The organism is Photobacterium aphoticum, from assembly GCF_001029435.1.
In the GTDB taxonomy this organism is placed as follows: Bacteria; Pseudomonadota; Gammaproteobacteria; order Enterobacterales; family Vibrionaceae; genus Photobacterium; species Photobacterium aphoticum.
This window is the reverse complement of the sequence record NZ_LDOV01000010.1, coordinates 64,882-82,369: the sequence shown is the minus strand read 5'-3', so window position 1 is coordinate 82,369 and position 17,488 is coordinate 64,882. Positions and strand designations below refer to the sequence as shown.

Sequence of the window (17,488 nt, the reverse complement as noted above, 5' to 3'; positions counted from 1 at the left end):
TTATTTAGCGTGTTCCTGTCCTTCACTCTGAGGCTGATCGTGTGACGTCAGGGCCCAGAAGGGGAAAAAGTTGTACCACTGAAGCGGCGCTTTTAACGTATAGGTTTCCAGCTGCTGAGCGTATTGGTTGACCATGGCTTGCAAGCCTTGTTCGCGCTGACCGCGTGGCAAGGTGATCTGCTCACTGAACAATTCAAAATGCACATTGAAGTGCGGCGTGTCACCGCTGTCATCACGCAAGCCAAATAAGGTGTACACCGGGGCTTTTAACACCGCACCCAGCATAAACGGGCCTTGCGGGAACGGCGCGGGCTGACCGAGAAAATCTGCCCAGATCACGCGCTGTTCTTGGGTCACGGAGGTGCGATCGCCGACAATCACCACCCACTCCCCTTGCTCGATTTTCTGTCGCAGCAAAATCGCAGTTTCAGGGCCCATTTGGCTGACCTGAATCAGGTTCAGTGAGGAATCGGGATTAACCGCTTTCATCACCGCATTAAAACGTTCGGCGTGCTCGGTAAACACCAGCGCATTGATCACGACATTGTCGTAACCTCGGCTTAATGCACGGCACAATTCAAGATTGCCTAAATGCGATCCTAAGATCACGATCCCCTGCTTGTTAGCAGTGATCCGATCAAAATGATCTTGCCCGTGGACGGTAATGTTATCGAACGAGAAATCGCCCTGCCACGCCGCCAGTTTGTCGAGCATGGTGTGACCAAACGACAGCATGTGCTGGTAGCTGGTCAGTTTCCCTTCCCGCTCACCGGGTAACGGAATGCCTTGTGCCGCCGCGTAAGCACGTAATGTCGTCAAATACGCTTCCGACGCCTGTCGCGCACGATGACCGGTACGATGGTAATAGGCCATCACCCCTTTCAGCAGCAGATTGAAAGCTTTGCGGCCTAGCAAGCGATAAACCATCAGTAAGATCTGAATCCCGAATACCGTGCCACGCTCAACATGGGCCGACCAGTGGCGGGCTTGGGTGGGATGCGTGGTTTTAGCGGCCGTTTTGGCTTGTTGCCTGCGTTTCAACAAACGGGGAATGCGTGGCAGCATGCCTAAAAACAGGCGGGTATGCATGGCGCTGATTTTGATGTTGTCCCACAGCACGTCGAAGTGAGAAATACCGCCTTCCGGATACACCACTTTGGTCTCCACGAAGCAAACATCACAGCCATCCCAGTACATGCGCACCATGATTTCGGTATCAAAATCCATGCGTTTGCCCACATGGTCACGTTCAATGACCTTGATGGTCGGGCCAATCGGGTACGAACGGAACCCGCACATGCTGTCCGTCAGTTGCATTGACAAGGTTTCAATCCACACCCACACGTGCGTGGCATAACGACCATACAAACGGGCTTTGGGTACCGATTCATCGTACACCGGCTGACCGGATACCAGTGCGGTAAGGTGCTGCTGCGAAGTGGCAATCAGCTCGGGCAATGCGGTGAGATCGTGCTGGCCATCAGCATCAATCTGAATGGCGTGACTAAAACACAGTTTGAAGGCGTGTTGAATACCAGCAATCACCGCCCCGCCTTTACCTTGGTTGGTCGGTAACGTGACAACGGTGACATGATCACGTTGGGCTTGTTCGGCAAGGAGCTGCTGGGTGGCATGATCACTGCCGTCATCGACAATGATCACCGGATACGGATAAACCGCCAAGGCATCGATCACCGCAGGAACGGTACTGCCATGGTTATAGCAAGGGATCAGAAAACAGGGACGAAAGGTGCTCATTGCGCCACAACCAGTTTGATGCGACCAGAGGCATGGGTGTGCATTTGCGCCGACTCATCGTCGCCTTCTGGCGTATCGACTTGCGAGGTGTAACAGAAATGCAGGCTGTCTTTTTCCGGCGACCACGTCAGGGTCAATGTCACCTGGCTGTCAGGCAAAATCGGCTGCTGGAATTTCAGTGCATCCATTCCGGCAAAATCGCCAGTCAGTGACAGGCAGGCGCGAGCGAAGTGTACGGCCCATTCAATTTGGGTGACACCCGGTAGCAGCGGATAATCGGTAAAATGACCTTGGAAATCGGCAATGTCCGCCTCCACATGCAACGTGAGGACGGCACGGTTCTCGTTCACTTCCTGAGCCAGTATCGTTGGCTTACGTTTCATCATGGTCATTTCGTTTCTTCGTTCAGTTTGTTGTTAAAAGAGCTGTTCCAAATCTCTCATCAGGCGTTTGCCCTGACTGTTGAGCGGGATCTCAGCCACCACGCGAAAACGGCGCGGAATGCCCACAGGCTCCAACCAGCTGCGCAATGCCTGACGCAGTGCCAGCCAGAATGCGCCTTTACCCAAACGGGTCAATTCGACTTCCCCTTCTTGGGTCAGCGTCAGTACCGCGCCAAGGCTAACACGGCGCGCGTCTTCCAGCACGAGCACGGCGGCTTCGTCTATCCACGGCAGTTGGCACAAACGCGCTTCCACTTCCGTCAGGGAGATGCGTTTTTCTTCAATTTTGACCACCCGATCAACCCGCCCTTGCAGGATAAACTGACGCTCTGCCAACAGCTGACATTGATCGCTGGTCTGATACCACTGACCCGCATCCACAAACGGCGAGCGAATACGCAGGCAATGTTCGGCATTCACCGTCACTTCAATCACATCAAATACCTGCCACGGGATTTCTGGATCCGTCTGCTGACGATAAGCAATGCCGCCGGTTTCCGTACTGCCGTACACTTCAACCGGCCACTGGGCAAAGAGACGCTGACTCGATTGCGCCGCGTCAAAGCTCAAAGGACCACCGGATGAGTACACCGCACGATAGGCGCAATCGCATTGCTCATCACTTAAACGCTTTAACAGCGCCGGACTGGTAACCAGCGTGGTATCCGCCTCTGCCTGTGCAATCACCTGCTCGGGATACACCAGATCCTGACGGGCAAACACGCGCCCCGCACACAGCGGCCACAAAATACGGAACAGTAAGCCGTAAATGTGTTGGTGTGACACCGTGCTAACAATGCGAGAGCCTGCCAGTGTCGCGCCCCATGTGCGTTCATGGTGCTCCACTTCTTCGGCTAATTCGGCCAGTGTTTTCTCAATGGCTTTCGGGGTACCGCTGGAGCCCGAGGTAAACAGGGTCAGCGGTAAGGCAGACAAACACAACTCGCCAAAGACAGGCTGGGCAGTTGACTGCGCGTCACGCTGCTCGGAAGATTGTTTGGACAATAACGCTGAAGCCGTCCACTGTGGGCAGGTCAGTTGCGCGTAGTGTGGGCGGTCATGCAGTAATGCATCAAAATGAGGTGACAATTCCGCCAGTGCTTCCGGTTGATGGTTGCCGGGCAGAATCAGGTGTTTATCTGCATGCGCCGCCGCCATAAAGGCCACGGCAAAATGGTAACTGTCATCAAAACACAGTGCCCACCGTTTGGCGGGATGTTGACGTAATGCTTCAGCCAAGCGATAAACATCAGCCTGCCAGGTTAACCACGTCACACACGTATGACCATGAAACGCCACCGGATACGTGTCCGGACGTGACGCGACCATCAGGTGCTGCAACGGTGCAAAAGGCACAGTGTGATGGGCTTGCATATTGTGTGCGTGAGTGGTCGTCATCGGGCAGTCTTCAATGTTCAATTTTGAGTTAACAGGCCAGGGTTAACAGGTCAGGGTTAACCGTGCTGGGTTACACGCCGGACTGGCGTTGTACCCGCTGGCGGATCAGCCATTCCCCGCCGAACAGCAGACCCGCTAACAGGTAGCTGATCAAACCGTTGTACAGGGTCCAAGCGGAAAGCGGCATAAAGCAGGTAGCCAGTGCAATCGCTCCATTGACCACGAAAAAACCACACCACACTTTTGTCACCGTGCGGGTATAACGCACGCCGCTGGCGGGTAAATCCGGATCTTGCAGGCGGGCAAAGCGTTCTATCATGGTTTGTGATTGCCACAAGCTCGAGCCAAAAAGCATCAGCATCAGGGCATTCACAATCACGGGGTAATACATCAGCCAACCGTGCTCTCGGAACACACTGCCTAATACCGCCAGTGTGATCCCGGCACCGCCACTGAGATAGGCGATGGTTTTCAATTCACGCAATCGCGCTTGTCGTCCCGCCAGTACGCGGATCACAAACAGGATCCCCAGCACTGCCGCCACCGGGCCTAATCCCCATTGGCTGATCCCGAAATACACCGCGAACGGGTATCCCAGTAAAGCAATGGCTGACAGTGCGGTGATAAAACGCATTACTGTAGCAAGGCCGCCACAGCATCCACCACGTCTTGCACGGTGCGTACTGATTTAAATTCTTCTGGCTGGATCTTCTTGCCGGTCACGTTTTGCAGGTGAACCACTAAATCCACGGCATCAATGCTGTCCAGATCCAAATCTTGGTACAGGGTTGCTTCAGGTGTCACATCTGCAGCATCCAGTTCAAACAGTTCTACTAACGCGCTTTGTACTTGTTCAAATACATCGTTACGGTTTACATCAGTCATGGGTCACTCTCTCTTAAGCGCGGTTTGCAGCAATAAAATCAGCCAGGTTCGCGACTGACGCAAAGTACTGACGGGTGTTCGTATCATCAGCATCAATCGCAATGTTGTACTGCTTTTTGATCGCCAGACCCAATTCAAGGGCATCGATAGAGTCCAAACCCAGACCGTCACCAAACAATGGCGCGTCGGTTTCAATGTCATCAACGGTGATATCTTCAAGGTTCAATGACTCGATAATCAGCGTCTTTAGTTCGTTGTGTAATGCTTCCACTCTAACCTTCTTTCTCAAATACTTCGTTGTGTGACGTGTCTGCCTGCGGGAACAAGACCTGCGCCAAATGGCGGTTCAGTTGTCTCGCCGCAGTGGTCGGGGAATCGGTCGCGTCAAGAAACGGCGCAATGGCGATTTTCTCTTTCACTTCCACCCGAAAAAAGGGCTTACGATCAGGCACCTGATACCACTTGGCCTGCTTCGTTAAAAAATCGGGACTCACGGTGATGTGTACCACCCGTAAGTCTGCCTGGGTGCGCACGGCAATTTGTGCTGCCCCACGTTGTAAAGTGGGTGTTTCACCGGGTGTGGTGCGCGTCCCTTCTGGGAATACCAGCAGCACGTTGCCTGTCTCTAAGCGGGCGCTGCAGGCTTCCATCAAGCGTTCCGGATCCACATTAGGGATATACCCTGCCGCTTTCACGATTCCGCGCATAAACGGGTTGTGCCAAATAGCGGCTTTCACCAAGCAATCGCACTGCGGTAAGCGCGAGCCAATCAACACGTAATCAATCAAACTCGGGTGATTGGCAACAATCAAACAATGTCTGTCTTGCTGTAACTCTGCTTCACCAATAAAGGCATAATCGATGGCACCAACAAAACGCATGGTACGGCAAAACAAGGCAAATGCCCGTTGAATGATCGCTTGTACCCGTTGTTCACGTTGCTCGCTGGCTTTCATGGTGCCAGTGAGTAACGGGAACACCACAAAGGTGAGGCACAAGGCGCCAATGCCAAACAGCGCAAAACAAAACCCGGTCGCGACCACGCGCCATGCTTTATTCAATCGCTGACCGAGCGTTAATGAACTCAAACCCGCCATGGTTTAACGTGCCCAGTGCCAGATTTGACGGCGACCCGCAATCGACCACGCTGTTTTGTCCTGTGCCAACTGACTGATCACGGACAATGTTTGTGGCAAACCTGCATCGTGTGCATTATCTGCCGATTGCGTTGATGGTTGAATTGACGATTGCCAACGTAGCGCGATGTGGTTGCCATGCGTCAGGATCATGCCCAGTGCAAATCCTTGGTGAAGCAATCCATCAAACACGCCATAAGGCGCAGGCAGAGGCTCATCAAAATCCACCACCAAGACACGGTGCGTTGGGTTTTCCGCTAAGTAAGCGGCAGCTTCAATCAAAGCCGCATGTAAAGACTGTTCACCGGCGGCAATCGAGGTCACGGGAATAGCTTGCTTGGTTGCAATGGTGAAAAGGCCGGCAGCGGTATTGTGTACAGATTGAGAGAAGGCAATCGGTGAGGCATCATCGCCACGCAGCACATCTTGCAGCAGGGTAACGGTGCGGTGCAGTTCGCCGTGACGACTGGAGAATACGATAAAATCAACCGACTGATCGTGCATCAGGGTCATTGCGGTTTGTACGGCCAACTTGCTTAAGTGACTCATACGACGGCGCATCATGGCAGGAATCGCACTGAAATCTGCAGGCGCAGGATCGGCAGGCCACGTTTTGTTATTGACGGCCCATAGTGCCCATTCCTGCGGCGTATTTAGCCCTGGCGATAGCGCATGCCAATCTGCAATATCAAAATGTACGGTATTCATCTGCGCTTTCACCTGCTCTGTATCAAATCATGCTATCTATTTGAGCAATGACAATGGTCTGCCTTAGCGGCCGCCTAGGATAATATTTCTGAACGCTTTTTGGTATAGATAGACGTTGAATTTATACAAACAAACGGTTATTCCCACCTCAGAAGAATATATCTGTATAAAACACAGACAGTCCCGCCTAATAATAATGACGCATGGAGATTTTAAACGTCCTATCACGAAAATCTCAGACGCATTATGTTCAAAAAAATAGCGTGGTGACGCCCTTTTGTCAGTGATGAATGATCAGACGTGTGTTTCGAGTTACGGTTGAAAGGCGAGTAACCACTTACCTTATGAGCAGCATGATTTCATGCTATCCCGGCTCATCCCCTTCTCAACAGACTACGGGCTTACATACAGCAAGACTGAAAATCGCAGAGCCCCATTAGCAAAATTTTCCGAGCATGAAACGTACTCAGCGACACAATAAGCAACTACTTGCATTAGAATCAACGCCCCCTTATTACGTATTCATAAACCCGCAATGCGTTATTTATCAGTGTTGAACACCTCCGCCTTAACACTTAACTAACACCGCTGTAAATTTTGTTAATTGATATTTCCATTATATTCCCCTTACACATTATGAGGGCAACAGCTTGTTATCCGCGTTTATTTTAAAGTACGCCTCTGAATTATCCGGATTTTGCCAACAAGCACTTGAAAGCCCAGTGTCGTTAATTAAAATACGTCGCTCAGATCTGAGCTATTTGGATCATGAAGAAATATTACCTATTACGCTGTTGGAATTTATTGTGACTTCATATCAACATGATCCGCTCAATGCTCTACAGGCCAAAACAGAAGCTCAAAAGCTTGCCTTTGCGCCTATCGTCTTTCATACCGCACGTACTTTGCGTGATCTCGGCATTCTCGCTGCGCTGGATGCGGCCGGTAAACATGGCTTAGATGCCAAGCAAATCGCAGAGCAAACTGACGTCTCTGAATACGGTGTGAAAGTGTTACTCGACATGGCATTGAGTGCACACATCGTGACGTGGAACAAACCCAACTACATCCTGGCAAATTTAGGGTATTTCTTGGCAAATGATGGCATGACGCGTGCCAATCTCGATTTCACTGCCGACGTTTGCTATGCCGCGATGATGCACCTGACCGAGGCCATCAAAGAAGGCACACCTGCCGGCCTGAAAGAGCTCGGTGACTGGCCAACCATTTATGAAGGCCTGTCTCGTCTGCCTGAAAAAGCCAAAGAAAGCTGGTTCAACTTCGACCACTTCTATTCCGATCGCTCTTTCCCTATTTTGCTGGAACGCGTATTTGCCAACAAACCAAAGCGTCTGTTCGACATTGGTGGCAATACGGGCAAGTGGGCCTTGCAGTGTTGTCAGCACGATCAGGATGTGAATGTCACCATCATTGATTTGCCTCAGCAAATTGAGATGGCACTGACCAATGCAGAACAAGCTGGCTTTGCCGATCGCATTCACGGCTACCCGGCCAACATGCTGGACAAAACCCAGAGCTTGCCACAAGGCGCCGATATTTGGTGGATGAGCCAGTTCTTGGATTGTTTCTCGCCAATGGAAATTCTGAGCATCCTACGTCGTGTACGTGCGGCAATGGACGACAATGCAACGGTATATATTCTGGAATTGTTCTGGGACGCACAACGTTATGACGCAGCGGCTTACAGCCTGAATGCGACCTCGTTGTACTTCACCTGTCTGGCGAACGGTAACAGCCGTTTCTACCGCAGTGAAGATTTCTTGGAATTGGTGGAAGAAGCCGGTTTTGTTGTGGCAACTCGTACCGATGACATCGGCCTGGGCCACACCCTGCTGGAACTGAAAGCCGGTTAAGGGTTTTCTCTGTGTGCAGTCAGTGACATTTCGCTATCACTGGCTGCCTGCTCATTTATCTGTTCAACTCTATTCTCATCTTTCGACTCACCAGCCAGAGCACTACCCTGTCCACTGACTTCGTCTAACCATGCGGCGATCTGCTGCTGCACATACGGAAAATCATTCGTCATCGCCCGCGCATGTTGGCAGCCATCCAAACGCCAAAACTGTTTGTGTTGCTTGTCTTTTTGATGGCGAACACGCACATCGGCTTGCCCCCAATAAGGCTCTGATAAGGCTTCTGGCAATGTTGCGGGAAGTTGGGCAAATAGCTGCTCACTGGTACGGATGGGGACCACGGTGTCTTCCACACAATGCACCACTAACGCTGGCGCACTGGATAAACGGGGCATCGCCCTTGCCGCTGCGTAATCATCACGCATTAACCAATCTGCCATCCACGCATAGCTTCCCCCCAACCAATATTGATCAAGGGTAAATGCCGCGACATCGACATAACTGGTAAACGACGAGTCGATGATCATGCCCGCAAGGGGAATAGGCTGATCGGCCCACGCACGCAAAAAAACATTGCCGCCAGTGGATGTGCCCACCACAAACAGAGGCAATCCAGATTGTTTTTGGACATCGGCACTGAAGGCCAACATAGAGCGGGCATCGTGATACATTGCCTCATCCCTCGCCTTTCCGGTGGAATGACCAAAGCCTGAATAATCAAAGATCAGCACATGATAACCATAGTCGGTGAGCCAACTGACCTTCTCTTGCGTCGCATCCATGTGCCCACTGTTACCATGAAAATGCAGCACAATACCTTTCGGATTTAGCGAGTCAGTCACCAACCAACGTGTCGCCAGTTGATTGCCAGAGGTCGAAGACACCAGACGCATGTCCGGATGAACAGTTTCCGGTGTCGAGGGGTAATAAAACAGGCGATTGCCACACCCTTGTAATACCCCGAGAGACAACAAGAATACAACATAAAATAAGCAAACAGAGGAAGGCACTGTGGCCTTATCTCTAGGCTGATTCCCTATCATGCCCATACACACGACCTTTTCGTATTAGTCCTTAATTAATCTATAGGTCAGGTGTAAAAAAGTGCATAAACGGTGTTACTGCTTGCGGGCTTTCTTGGCTGATTGACGTTTCTTTTTATCCTTCGCTTTCTGCACGGCACTTTTCGGTCGCATGCGCCCTGCTGTTTCATAGCCTGACTTTTTCAGCAATGCTTTACCTTCGGCAGAATGAATATACGCACGCGCTTCTTTATGGCCCGCATCTGCCGCTTCTTTCAGCAAAATATGCATCTTCGTCGGTGTCGCCACTTTCTTTTTCAACTTAAACTCGGCAATCGCCTGTTGTGCCATCTTGAATTTCACGTCCGCTTGAGCGTCTTCACCCACAGATTGCGACAGCGCGCGTTGATAGATTTTACGCAGCACATCGTAATGCCCTTCTCCTGAACAAATCACAGCAAACAACAGCGAGTGATAGGATAAACACCCCGGCAATGCGTCATAACTTGCCACCATTTTTTCCGCCATCTCAGGTTGAGTCAGCAGCTTATTGCCTAACCCATGACCATCCACGTATGCCTGGATAAATGCCATACCAGGAGCGCGCTTGGCAGAGCCGGTGATCACAGCACTGCGCAATTGTTTATGCAAAATGGCTTTCTCTTCTTCACTCGCATCAGGCGTATTGATATACGTTTCTAGCTTATGGAAAGCATCCAGGGTGTAGGCCGTCAGTTGTTCTGAGGTAAGGCCTTTTTGCACCCAAGCCGAATAATCTGCCGTACCTGCGGTTTTTTCTTGCATCGCCATCAGTGCTTCATGATGGCCTTTGGCAGCCGCTTGCGTGATCATCTCCCAGCCCAATGTTGACTGCTGTTGGTTTCGCAAATAGACACCATAGTCGTACGCCGCCTGCCCATCACAATCGGTTTCGAGAGCACGTTTAAAACACAACTTCGCATCGCGTTCTGCGGTTTGCATCAACTTGCCACTGGCATAACTGTTTGCCAACAAGAGCCATGTTTTTGGGTGGCCTTGCGCGTGTGCTTTTTCTAACCAGTAAGCCAAATCACGCTGACGATCAGCATAGAGTGTCTTGTTCCACCACTTTTCATCACCGGTTTCGGTTAATGCCGCAAGCTGTGCGTAACAGTATTCCGCCAAAGCGAAACTGGCATCTTGCTGGCCATTAAGCGCATCGGTCACCCATTCAGCGATCTCCGTTTGCTCAGGCTCACACCACTCTGCTAATTCGCTATCTCGTACACCAAGCAGTTTATTGGCCACGTACTTGGCCAGATCATGTAACTCCACCATCAGTGCTTGCATACGCCCACGCGACACCTGCTGCTGTGCAACATAATGGCCGTTGACCTCAAGCAAATGCACGGAGCGATTCCCTGCCTCACGCAGACGGTGCATGGTATCCGTCACCCAGACCTCCACACTACCATGAGTAGACAACATATTGATCTTATTGCACAGATCACCATGCACAGGTGGCTTAAGTTTGAAATGACGGCCAAGCTCATGACACGCTAATTCAACGAATAAACGCATTTTCGCCAAACTCGATTGACTATCTGCGTACAAGTACTTTTCGGCCTGAATGGCTTGCTGGTACAAGTCATTCATTTCCGGCTGCAGAAAATGGAAATTTCCTTGCGCTTGCAGGCATCGATTGTGCGCTGTTGCTCGTTGCCCCTGTGACGAATGGGTTGTGTGTGAGTGAGTATATGTATGGATCTGTGACATTGGTTCTCTCCATTAATTAAAAACAATCTAATCATAATGATTAGATTGTACATATAGAGGATCATAAGCTTACGAACAGACTTTGAAGCGATGTGAGTCCGTTCGGGAACCGTTCCAGAACCGCTTCGGGACCGTTCCGGGATCAGTTTGGAACCATTCCGGAACCGCCCCAAACCCGATCGCCAGTAACAAAAAAGCACAAGTTTTTCACTTGTGCTCAAATAATCAGGTCAATTCACTCTGTTTTTGTGCGAGAAATTCAGATAAAACGCGTTTTTTCACTTTTGCTAAATGTTTAGCGTGATGATCTTTAATCTTTTTCCGCAATAATTTTTTATTATCACTCATCCAGTCCGTCCTAGAATTTAATCTTTTCACCACAATCTTTGCATTGGTAAATGGCTTTAAACCATAGACGCTGAAAGAAATGACGTTTGATTTTTATGACGTTTCGATGCTGACAAACACTCGACATACATTGCTCCCCAAATATCTATGATGCGGAATCATTGCAAATAGTGATTAATGTGTACGGTGTAAGAAAAATATCTATTGCATGAATACTGCACAGATAAATGCTTATTTTTGCCACCACACTCAACCACCAGATTATTTACGAATATAGTAGCAATCAAAATCAGTAGATGTATGATAATAAGCTTGTGAAAATTGTGCCTACTTCACATGTCCGACCAGACACCGTATACTATCAGGCCATTTCTCACCCTTTAACCATGACACTTAATCATGAATAAAAACCATAAAAAATTGATTTTAGGGAATTTTTCATGGGATGCAGACACTCGGTATTTACACCGGATAACAACCGATGCGTCTCAGGCTGCTAACAGCACAGTGGTATTAACCCCCAAACAATACCAACTGCTGAAATGTTTATATGATGCAGCGCCTCAAACACTCAACAGAGTGGCCATTATTGAACACGTTTGGGGAACAACACATATTTCAACAGAAAGTTTGCCGCAACTCATAAATAGAACAAGGCAAACGCTTGAAGATAAAGATAAGACAATTCTTGTGAACACGCCGGGTGTGGGGTATTCACTTTTATTTGAAGAAATTGATATCAAAGAAGACAGCGAAGATTTATCTGAAATAGACGCAGCAACACATTGGTTTAGTCAGGTGAATCGCCCGGGTGAGCGAGGTTGGTTTGCACTTATCACTCTTTTATCCGTAGCAATGCTATATAACGGCTGGCAATATATGACAGCATTATATTATCAACATGAAATGCAAGGCATTCAGCATGCAGTGCCCTACCCTGAAGTGCAGCCAATTGATAATGATCACCTATCCGTGACGGTTGATATTCATGAATGTATTTATGACAAAACTCAGCGCTTACTTAAGTGCTAATAAATTTAAGATTATCACTTTATTGCTCATACTGAATGCAGTGCTGATGGTTGCAAGCCACCAGACAGGTACGCAATACTTTGGACGTGTAGAGGCATTTGGCCACCAATGGACCACACATACGGAGCAAAACCGCGATAATTTGGTCACCAAGAACACCTTTACCAAACTCAATGCGCCTCAGGACATGAACTCAAAGAACATTGATTTTTACTACACATTCACCCGCTTGAGTGACAATGAGTATATGTCACAAGGTGATCATGAGCATGTACCGGTGCGACACAACCGTGTCTTTTACTTAGATGACACGTGCAGTTTAGTGTTCAGTGGGCCCACCAACCCTCACTTAAAAAACACCTCACTGCGTTGTGAATACTGAGCTTTAACTCTCCTCATCCTCGGTCTGCTAGGCCGAACCGGTTAAGGGGCCTTCCCATGCCCCACCTAACACATCGCAATAGCCACTATAAAGCCGTGACGGAAAGTGCAGGCGCAATCCAATACCAGCTCCCTCCAGGGGTTCGCTGCGATTGAATTTGCACTTTCTCATAAATCTCGGCAGGCAACGCTTTTTTCAGTTTGGTGTTAACCTGAGTACGGATCGGCTGAATAAATTCCTTTTCCATGGGTTTCAAGGATGTCAGATTCTGCTCACGCCAAGCGATATCATCTTCTAAACCAAAGGTACGATAGACGCGTACATCGCCTTTCATTTGGCTATACACCGATAAATACGCCTTGCTCGGGGCGGTACTTTCGATAAAGGCACGATCGACCAGCACCTTTTTATCTGGCTCTTGGGCAATATACTGATACAGCGCCAACTCTTTCGCGGTGAGCTTAATATCAATCCCCAACACTGACAGCGATAATGCCTTGTTTGACCATTGGACGGATGTCACCTGATCTGCCGCATTCATACGTGCTACCGTTTTGCTGAAGGTGGCTTCTTCGATCTGGCTGATCAAATCATCCTCAAACTTTTTACGCATACGGACAAACGGAATTTCCGCCAACGTCACCACCGCCTCTTTCGTGTTCAGTTGCGTGCCCGCTACTTTCCCTTCGATCAAATGATCACCCTGAGTAGGAAAGTAAAAGTCCGGTACAAATTCAAACTCATCATTCACAAACACATGGCTCAACGCATCTTGCTCACGCCCCAGCAACGACATCGCATAACCCATGTAAAACGCCATCGTCTTACGGCCACCCGCAATAGAAGCATGAATCGCCGTATTAGCATCTGCCGTTAGCTCCGCCACTTTGCGAGTAATGAAATTGGCCATATAGGCTTGGTCTTCTTCCCCTTTGGCATCAAACACCGGCTGACCTTGCTCATCTTCAATCAGCCAGATATGGCTTTCATCAAACGTCACCGCTGGCATGCCGTATTCTTCATACAGCGCCTGAAGATGACCTTGAGTGAGTAACCCCTCCACCAACATGGCTTTTGCGCTCGCCGTAGTGATCACATACATCTCATCCGGGTACGCTTTGCCCTGCGTAAACAACGCATACAAGGTTTCCGTCACGACCTGTGGGCTCGCACCCGTTGTACAGAGAAGAATGTTTTTCATTGTGATATGTGCCTTAGAGTCAATCATTCGTTGAGCATGTTTGTATGATACACAATGCATCATCATTTACGAACATAATAATACTTAAAATGAGTAGGTAAGAGATCGTAAGCTTACGATCTCTCCCCCACAGATGTGTGGTTGGTATCTCTCTACCTTCATGGTCTCCTGCATCCGAGAGTGTTACGGAGCATCGCCAGAAGGCCACAAAAAACAGGCATACTACCGAGATATTCATACAAAATACGTTGAGTAGAACATAGAGCAAAACAGTGATGCAGCAATAGTATCAATCTGTCACTTTCATCACGGAATATGAGTAATGTCATTGATTAAACATTAATGGAATTTAAACAACTCATGATTAAAAAACTCATACTTAAAAAACGCACCATTACTCAATAAATAACAAATACTAAGAGTTGAAAATAATGGATGATGAATTGACATTAAAACAGGCAATTAGATTCGCTGGTTATCAATGAACACGTATGAATGATTTCTTTTTCGTACCATCATTTAAGCACTGACAATGAGAAAGCGCATTGTGATAGTCGTTATACAATGTGTAACTATAAGATGAAAAATCATCACTGAGCATTAAATCGGTGTCGAAAATCAGCCAATCTTTGAATGTACGATCAGCAGTCACTATCAGCAAGTAACACGTTCTGAGCAGCGTCAGAGCCTCTGCGATACTGCTCACGACTCCATTTTCACTCTCCCTCTGGAGCCTCATTTTAGCGCATCACACACTTACAGGGCACTTACATTTAACTTATATAATTAGTAAAACAACTTTAAATCAACAACTTATAGAAAAACCACCAACACTAAAAACATCAGTGCATATAACTGCAATGTAACTCGCGGCATCTCGTGAGTGGCGATAGTATCCACACTCAGATTGTGGGCACCTAAGACATAAACACTGGGTGAAAACATATAAATAACCGTTACAAGCAATTAATAATGCTTTGTGACATACCTATCATCATGGTTTTCCGTTACGTTTTGATTTAAACATGATAGCCAATTTTTCAACTGTCGTACTGGGTCGTTTTTCTTGGGATGTCAATTCCCGTGAATTATATCGTTTAGATAAAAATGATGAACATTACGCGAAGAAATGTGTATTAACCCCAAAACAGCATCAACTGCTGACTTGTTTAATCGATGCTTATCCAAGCACATTAAAGAAAGAGCAAATTATTGAAAAAGTATGGGGTTCAAAACATATTTCCCAAGAGAGCTTGCCACAGCTTATTAATAGAACGCGTCAGTCACTGGAGGATGGAAACAAGTCCATCTTAGTGAATGAACCCGGCATTGGATACTCACTGAATTTTACACCTGTTGTTTCTGATAGGACGACAAAGACCGCACCGTGCATGCCAGACAATGACGATACATCAACGAGCACTCAGCCAATGATGGAATCTCAGCTGTCAAATGCGCCGTCAGTCTCGATACGACACCCATTATGGTGTGCCTTGTTGGGGTGTCTCTTCTTCGGCTTAATTCTCAACCTATGGAAGTTAACAACGGCGATCTACTATCAACAAGATTTTCTCGATGTACTTAACGCGAAGCCCTATCCAGAAATGACAAAAGGGCAGGATGGAATAATTCACTTAACGATTGATAACCATGAATGCACTTATTACAAAACTCAATTGCTTCTCCAATGCCCGTAAAGTGGTCATGGCACTCGTCTTAGTGCTTCTTAACACCATGGTGATGTGGTTCGCACAGCATACTGATGTTCGCCTGTACGGAAAAATGGAAGCGATGGGACATGCTTGGGGCGTGTATACACGCTTACACCAACGCCAATTGATTTCCAGTGCCACCTATTCACCCCTTTCTTCTGATGAAGTTGATATTGATACTTTGGATTATCACTACATTTATGAAAAGTCCAAAGGTGGCCAATACCTCTCTCTAAATAATGATACGCCTGTGACTGTTCGGCATAATCGGGTCTTTTATTTAGATGAACAATGTAAGCTCGTGTTCAGTGGACAATCTGAAATGACACTCAGAAATGTCTCTCTAAAGTGTCTCTACTAGAGTCGCTCATTGCATGACTCTCTATCAGATCAAAATGATATTGGTGCTACCTCTCCATAGCATTGGGATCTGGTAGAGATGATCGATGACCATTATTACCAAATGATATATAGGACATGGTCATTATAAAAATGAATGATATAAATAACGATTATCATCTCATAATTAGACCTTATACTCTAAAACTTGATAAAGGTCACAAAACAAGATAGTATCCGCTCCCCTTTTCAACAGGTGAGAGCAATGAATAACCAAACTGCAATTATTCTCGGTAATTATCAATGGGACGTCACAAGCCCCGGACTGATAAACATCAAAGACAATAATGTGCAGAAAAAACTGACAAAAAAACAATATTTGCTCATGAGTTGTCTTTATCGCGCTTACCCTAACTCTGTCTCTAATCAAGATATTATTCACGATGTGTGGAAAACAGAGCATGTCTCGAATGAAAGTTTACCACAACTGATCATACGCACTCGTAACACATTGGATGACAAAGAAAAAAACATCATCGTTAACCAACCGGGAGAAGGGTACTCTCTACACATTTCAACAATTGATAAGAAGAAAACAGAGCAGAATGATGCCACGCCAGTAATAAAAGCATCACCTAAATCAATATGGAAATGCTCTCTGTGGATGTCATGTTTACTGCTTACCGTCATTAATCTCTATTATTTTTTTGAAGCCTATCAGGATAAAAAAAGATTGATCGAGGTTTTCACTGCAGAAACTTACTCTCACATAGAATCCATTAAAGAAAGTGGCGATCTATCGATCACGATTGAAGGTACCGAGTGTAAATTTGAGGCTAAGCATCATGCAATTAACTGTAAATAAGAACCGATTGATTTTCATCATACTGTTCATTGTCAATGCCGCCATTCTTTATGGCACCTATTCTCAGCAAACACATTTTATTGGCAACGTCACAACCAACGATGTTGAAAAAACCGTGAGAACAACACAGTTCTTCGACAAAATGCATGTTCGGATGACCAAATACCCCTTTAGTGGCAATAAAAGTTATGATGAGACTTTTTCTTTTGAACCGCATTTACATAATGGCAATATTTTATTTAACGATAAAAGCAATCTCAACACGATTTATTTTCGTTATTACAAAATCAATGATGACTGTTCATTGATTTTTAAGCACCCTAACAAAATTGCGATGAAATATATGTCACTAGCTTGTCGATACTGACAACATGGCCCTTACTGCATGCTCTGTATCGCCCTTAGACTAGAGCTCCCCGTTCGCGTGCAATATTAAGATAAAAACTCACCCAAATCGTAAGCTTACAAAGTCCAATTCCTTCTTGATATTGAGAGTCTTCCTTGTATACTCTTCGCCCGCTCAAGGCAAGAGTAAATCCTTAACGCATTCACCAACATAGCGCATGATAGAGAGCAACCGCGTTTTTACGGACTCAGCGAGGATACATAAACGGATTATCTTTAACTGCT

General features: G+C 47.3%; 19 protein-coding genes. 7 read left to right on the top strand and 12 right to left on the bottom strand.

Annotated elements, in window-relative coordinates:
- From ABT58_RS04410 to ABT58_RS04375, 8 genes are all read right to left on the bottom strand, one after another.
- Nucleotides 1–1,758 (bottom strand): glycosyltransferase family 2 protein, encoded by a 1,758-nt coding sequence (locus tag ABT58_RS04410; RefSeq protein WP_047873151.1) that lies wholly within the window; start codon nucleotides 1,756–1,758, stop codon nucleotides 1–3.
- The gene (locus tag ABT58_RS04405) at nucleotides 1,755–2,144 is read right to left on the bottom strand and encodes an ApeI family dehydratase (protein WP_047873583.1); all 390 of its coding nucleotides are present in this window, start codon (nucleotides 2,142–2,144) and stop codon (nucleotides 1,755–1,757) included. Before ABT58_RS04405 ends, ABT58_RS04410 begins: the two co-directional genes overlap by 4 nt.
- A gap of 30 nt (nucleotides 2,145–2,174) precedes the next feature.
- Entirely contained in the window at nucleotides 2,175–3,599 is a 1,425-nt protein-coding gene (locus ABT58_RS04400) for an AMP-binding protein (RefSeq protein WP_229821506.1), read from the bottom strand.
- A 70-nt stretch (nucleotides 3,600–3,669) separates the two neighbouring features.
- Entirely contained in the window at nucleotides 3,670–4,233 is a 564-nt protein-coding gene (locus ABT58_RS04395) for a COG4648 family protein (RefSeq protein ID WP_047873150.1), read from the bottom strand.
- Nucleotides 4,233–4,484, bottom strand: coding sequence for an acyl carrier protein (locus ABT58_RS04390; RefSeq protein ID WP_047873149.1), 252 nt, complete (start codon nucleotides 4,482–4,484; stop codon nucleotides 4,233–4,235). The genes ABT58_RS04395 and ABT58_RS04390 overlap by 1 nt, the downstream gene beginning before the upstream one ends.
- A gap of 13 nt (nucleotides 4,485–4,497) precedes the next feature.
- Nucleotides 4,498–4,755 carry a phosphopantetheine-binding protein gene (locus tag ABT58_RS04385; protein ID WP_047873148.1) on the bottom strand — a complete coding sequence of 86 codons (258 nt, stop codon included), beginning with the start codon at nucleotides 4,753–4,755 and terminating at the stop codon, nucleotides 4,498–4,500.
- A 1-nt stretch (nucleotide 4,756) separates the two neighbouring features.
- Nucleotides 4,757–5,581: a lysophospholipid acyltransferase family protein gene (locus ABT58_RS04380; protein WP_047873147.1), complete on the bottom strand. Its 825-nt coding sequence runs from the start codon at nucleotides 5,579–5,581 to the stop codon at nucleotides 4,757–4,759.
- A 3-nt stretch (nucleotides 5,582–5,584) separates the two neighbouring features.
- Nucleotides 5,585–6,328 (bottom strand): beta-ketoacyl synthase chain length factor, encoded by a 744-nt coding sequence (locus tag ABT58_RS04375; RefSeq protein ID WP_047873146.1) that lies wholly within the window; start codon nucleotides 6,326–6,328, stop codon nucleotides 5,585–5,587.
- A gap of 806 nt (nucleotides 6,329–7,134) precedes the next feature.
- Here ABT58_RS04375 and ABT58_RS04370 point away from each other — a divergent pair.
- Entirely contained in the window at nucleotides 7,135–8,202 is a 1,068-nt protein-coding gene (locus tag ABT58_RS04370) for a methyltransferase (RefSeq protein WP_047873581.1), read from the top strand.
- Here the strand turns inward: ABT58_RS04370 and ABT58_RS04365 are convergent.
- The 3 genes from ABT58_RS04365 to ABT58_RS24465 all read right to left on the bottom strand — a co-directional run bounded on the left by ABT58_RS04365 (nucleotide 8,199) and on the right by ABT58_RS24465 (nucleotide 11,327).
- Nucleotides 8,199–9,176 carry an alpha/beta hydrolase gene (locus ABT58_RS04365; protein WP_047873580.1) on the bottom strand — a complete coding sequence of 326 codons (978 nt, stop codon included), beginning with the start codon at nucleotides 9,174–9,176 and terminating at the stop codon, nucleotides 8,199–8,201. The two genes, ABT58_RS04370 and ABT58_RS04365, sit on opposite strands and share 4 nt — an antisense overlap.
- Nucleotides 9,177–9,320: 144 nt before the next feature.
- The gene (locus ABT58_RS04360) at nucleotides 9,321–10,859 is read right to left on the bottom strand and encodes a DUF4145 domain-containing protein (protein WP_053062959.1); all 1,539 of its coding nucleotides are present in this window, start codon (nucleotides 10,857–10,859) and stop codon (nucleotides 9,321–9,323) included.
- A gap of 345 nt (nucleotides 10,860–11,204) precedes the next feature.
- Nucleotides 11,205–11,327 (bottom strand): hypothetical protein, encoded by a 123-nt coding sequence (locus ABT58_RS24465; RefSeq protein WP_268248381.1) that lies wholly within the window; start codon nucleotides 11,325–11,327, stop codon nucleotides 11,205–11,207.
- A gap of 399 nt (nucleotides 11,328–11,726) precedes the next feature.
- On the opposite strand from ABT58_RS24465, the gene ABT58_RS04355 reads away from it, so the two are divergent.
- A complete protein-coding gene (locus ABT58_RS04355; protein ID WP_047873145.1) occupies nucleotides 11,727–12,359 on the top strand; it encodes a winged helix-turn-helix domain-containing protein in 633 nt (210 codons plus the stop codon).
- Nucleotides 12,360–12,405: 46 nt separating this feature from the next.
- Nucleotides 12,406–12,741: a hypothetical protein gene (locus tag ABT58_RS04350; RefSeq protein WP_146147198.1), complete on the top strand. Its 336-nt coding sequence runs from the start codon at nucleotides 12,406–12,408 to the stop codon at nucleotides 12,739–12,741.
- Between the two features lie 85 nt (nucleotides 12,742–12,826).
- Here ABT58_RS04350 and csm6 read toward each other — a convergent pair whose 3' ends face one another.
- Nucleotides 12,827–13,942, bottom strand: a complete 1,116-nt coding sequence (gene csm6 / locus ABT58_RS04345; protein ID WP_047873578.1) for a CRISPR-associated ring nuclease Csm6 — start codon at nucleotides 13,940–13,942, stop codon at nucleotides 12,827–12,829.
- Between the two features lie 1,025 nt (nucleotides 13,943–14,967).
- On the opposite strand from csm6, the gene ABT58_RS04340 reads away from it, so the two are divergent.
- The 4 genes from ABT58_RS04340 to ABT58_RS04325 all read left to right on the top strand — a co-directional run bounded on the left by ABT58_RS04340 (nucleotide 14,968) and on the right by ABT58_RS04325 (nucleotide 17,225).
- Nucleotides 14,968–15,639: a winged helix-turn-helix domain-containing protein gene (locus ABT58_RS04340; RefSeq protein ID WP_082210953.1), complete on the top strand. Its 672-nt coding sequence runs from the start codon at nucleotides 14,968–14,970 to the stop codon at nucleotides 15,637–15,639.
- On the top strand, nucleotides 15,593–16,015 hold the full coding sequence (locus ABT58_RS04335) for a hypothetical protein (protein WP_047873143.1): 423 nt from the start codon (nucleotides 15,593–15,595) through the stop codon (nucleotides 16,013–16,015). Before ABT58_RS04340 ends, ABT58_RS04335 begins: the two co-directional genes overlap by 47 nt.
- Before the next feature lie 243 nt (nucleotides 16,016–16,258).
- Nucleotides 16,259–16,858 carry a winged helix-turn-helix domain-containing protein gene (locus ABT58_RS04330; protein WP_047873142.1) on the top strand — a complete coding sequence of 200 codons (600 nt, stop codon included), beginning with the start codon at nucleotides 16,259–16,261 and terminating at the stop codon, nucleotides 16,856–16,858.
- On the top strand, nucleotides 16,839–17,225 hold the full coding sequence (locus ABT58_RS04325; RefSeq protein ID WP_047873141.1) for a hypothetical protein: 387 nt from the start codon (nucleotides 16,839–16,841) through the stop codon (nucleotides 17,223–17,225). The genes ABT58_RS04330 and ABT58_RS04325 overlap by 20 nt, the downstream gene beginning before the upstream one ends.
- Nucleotides 17,226–17,488 lie beyond the last annotated feature (263 nt).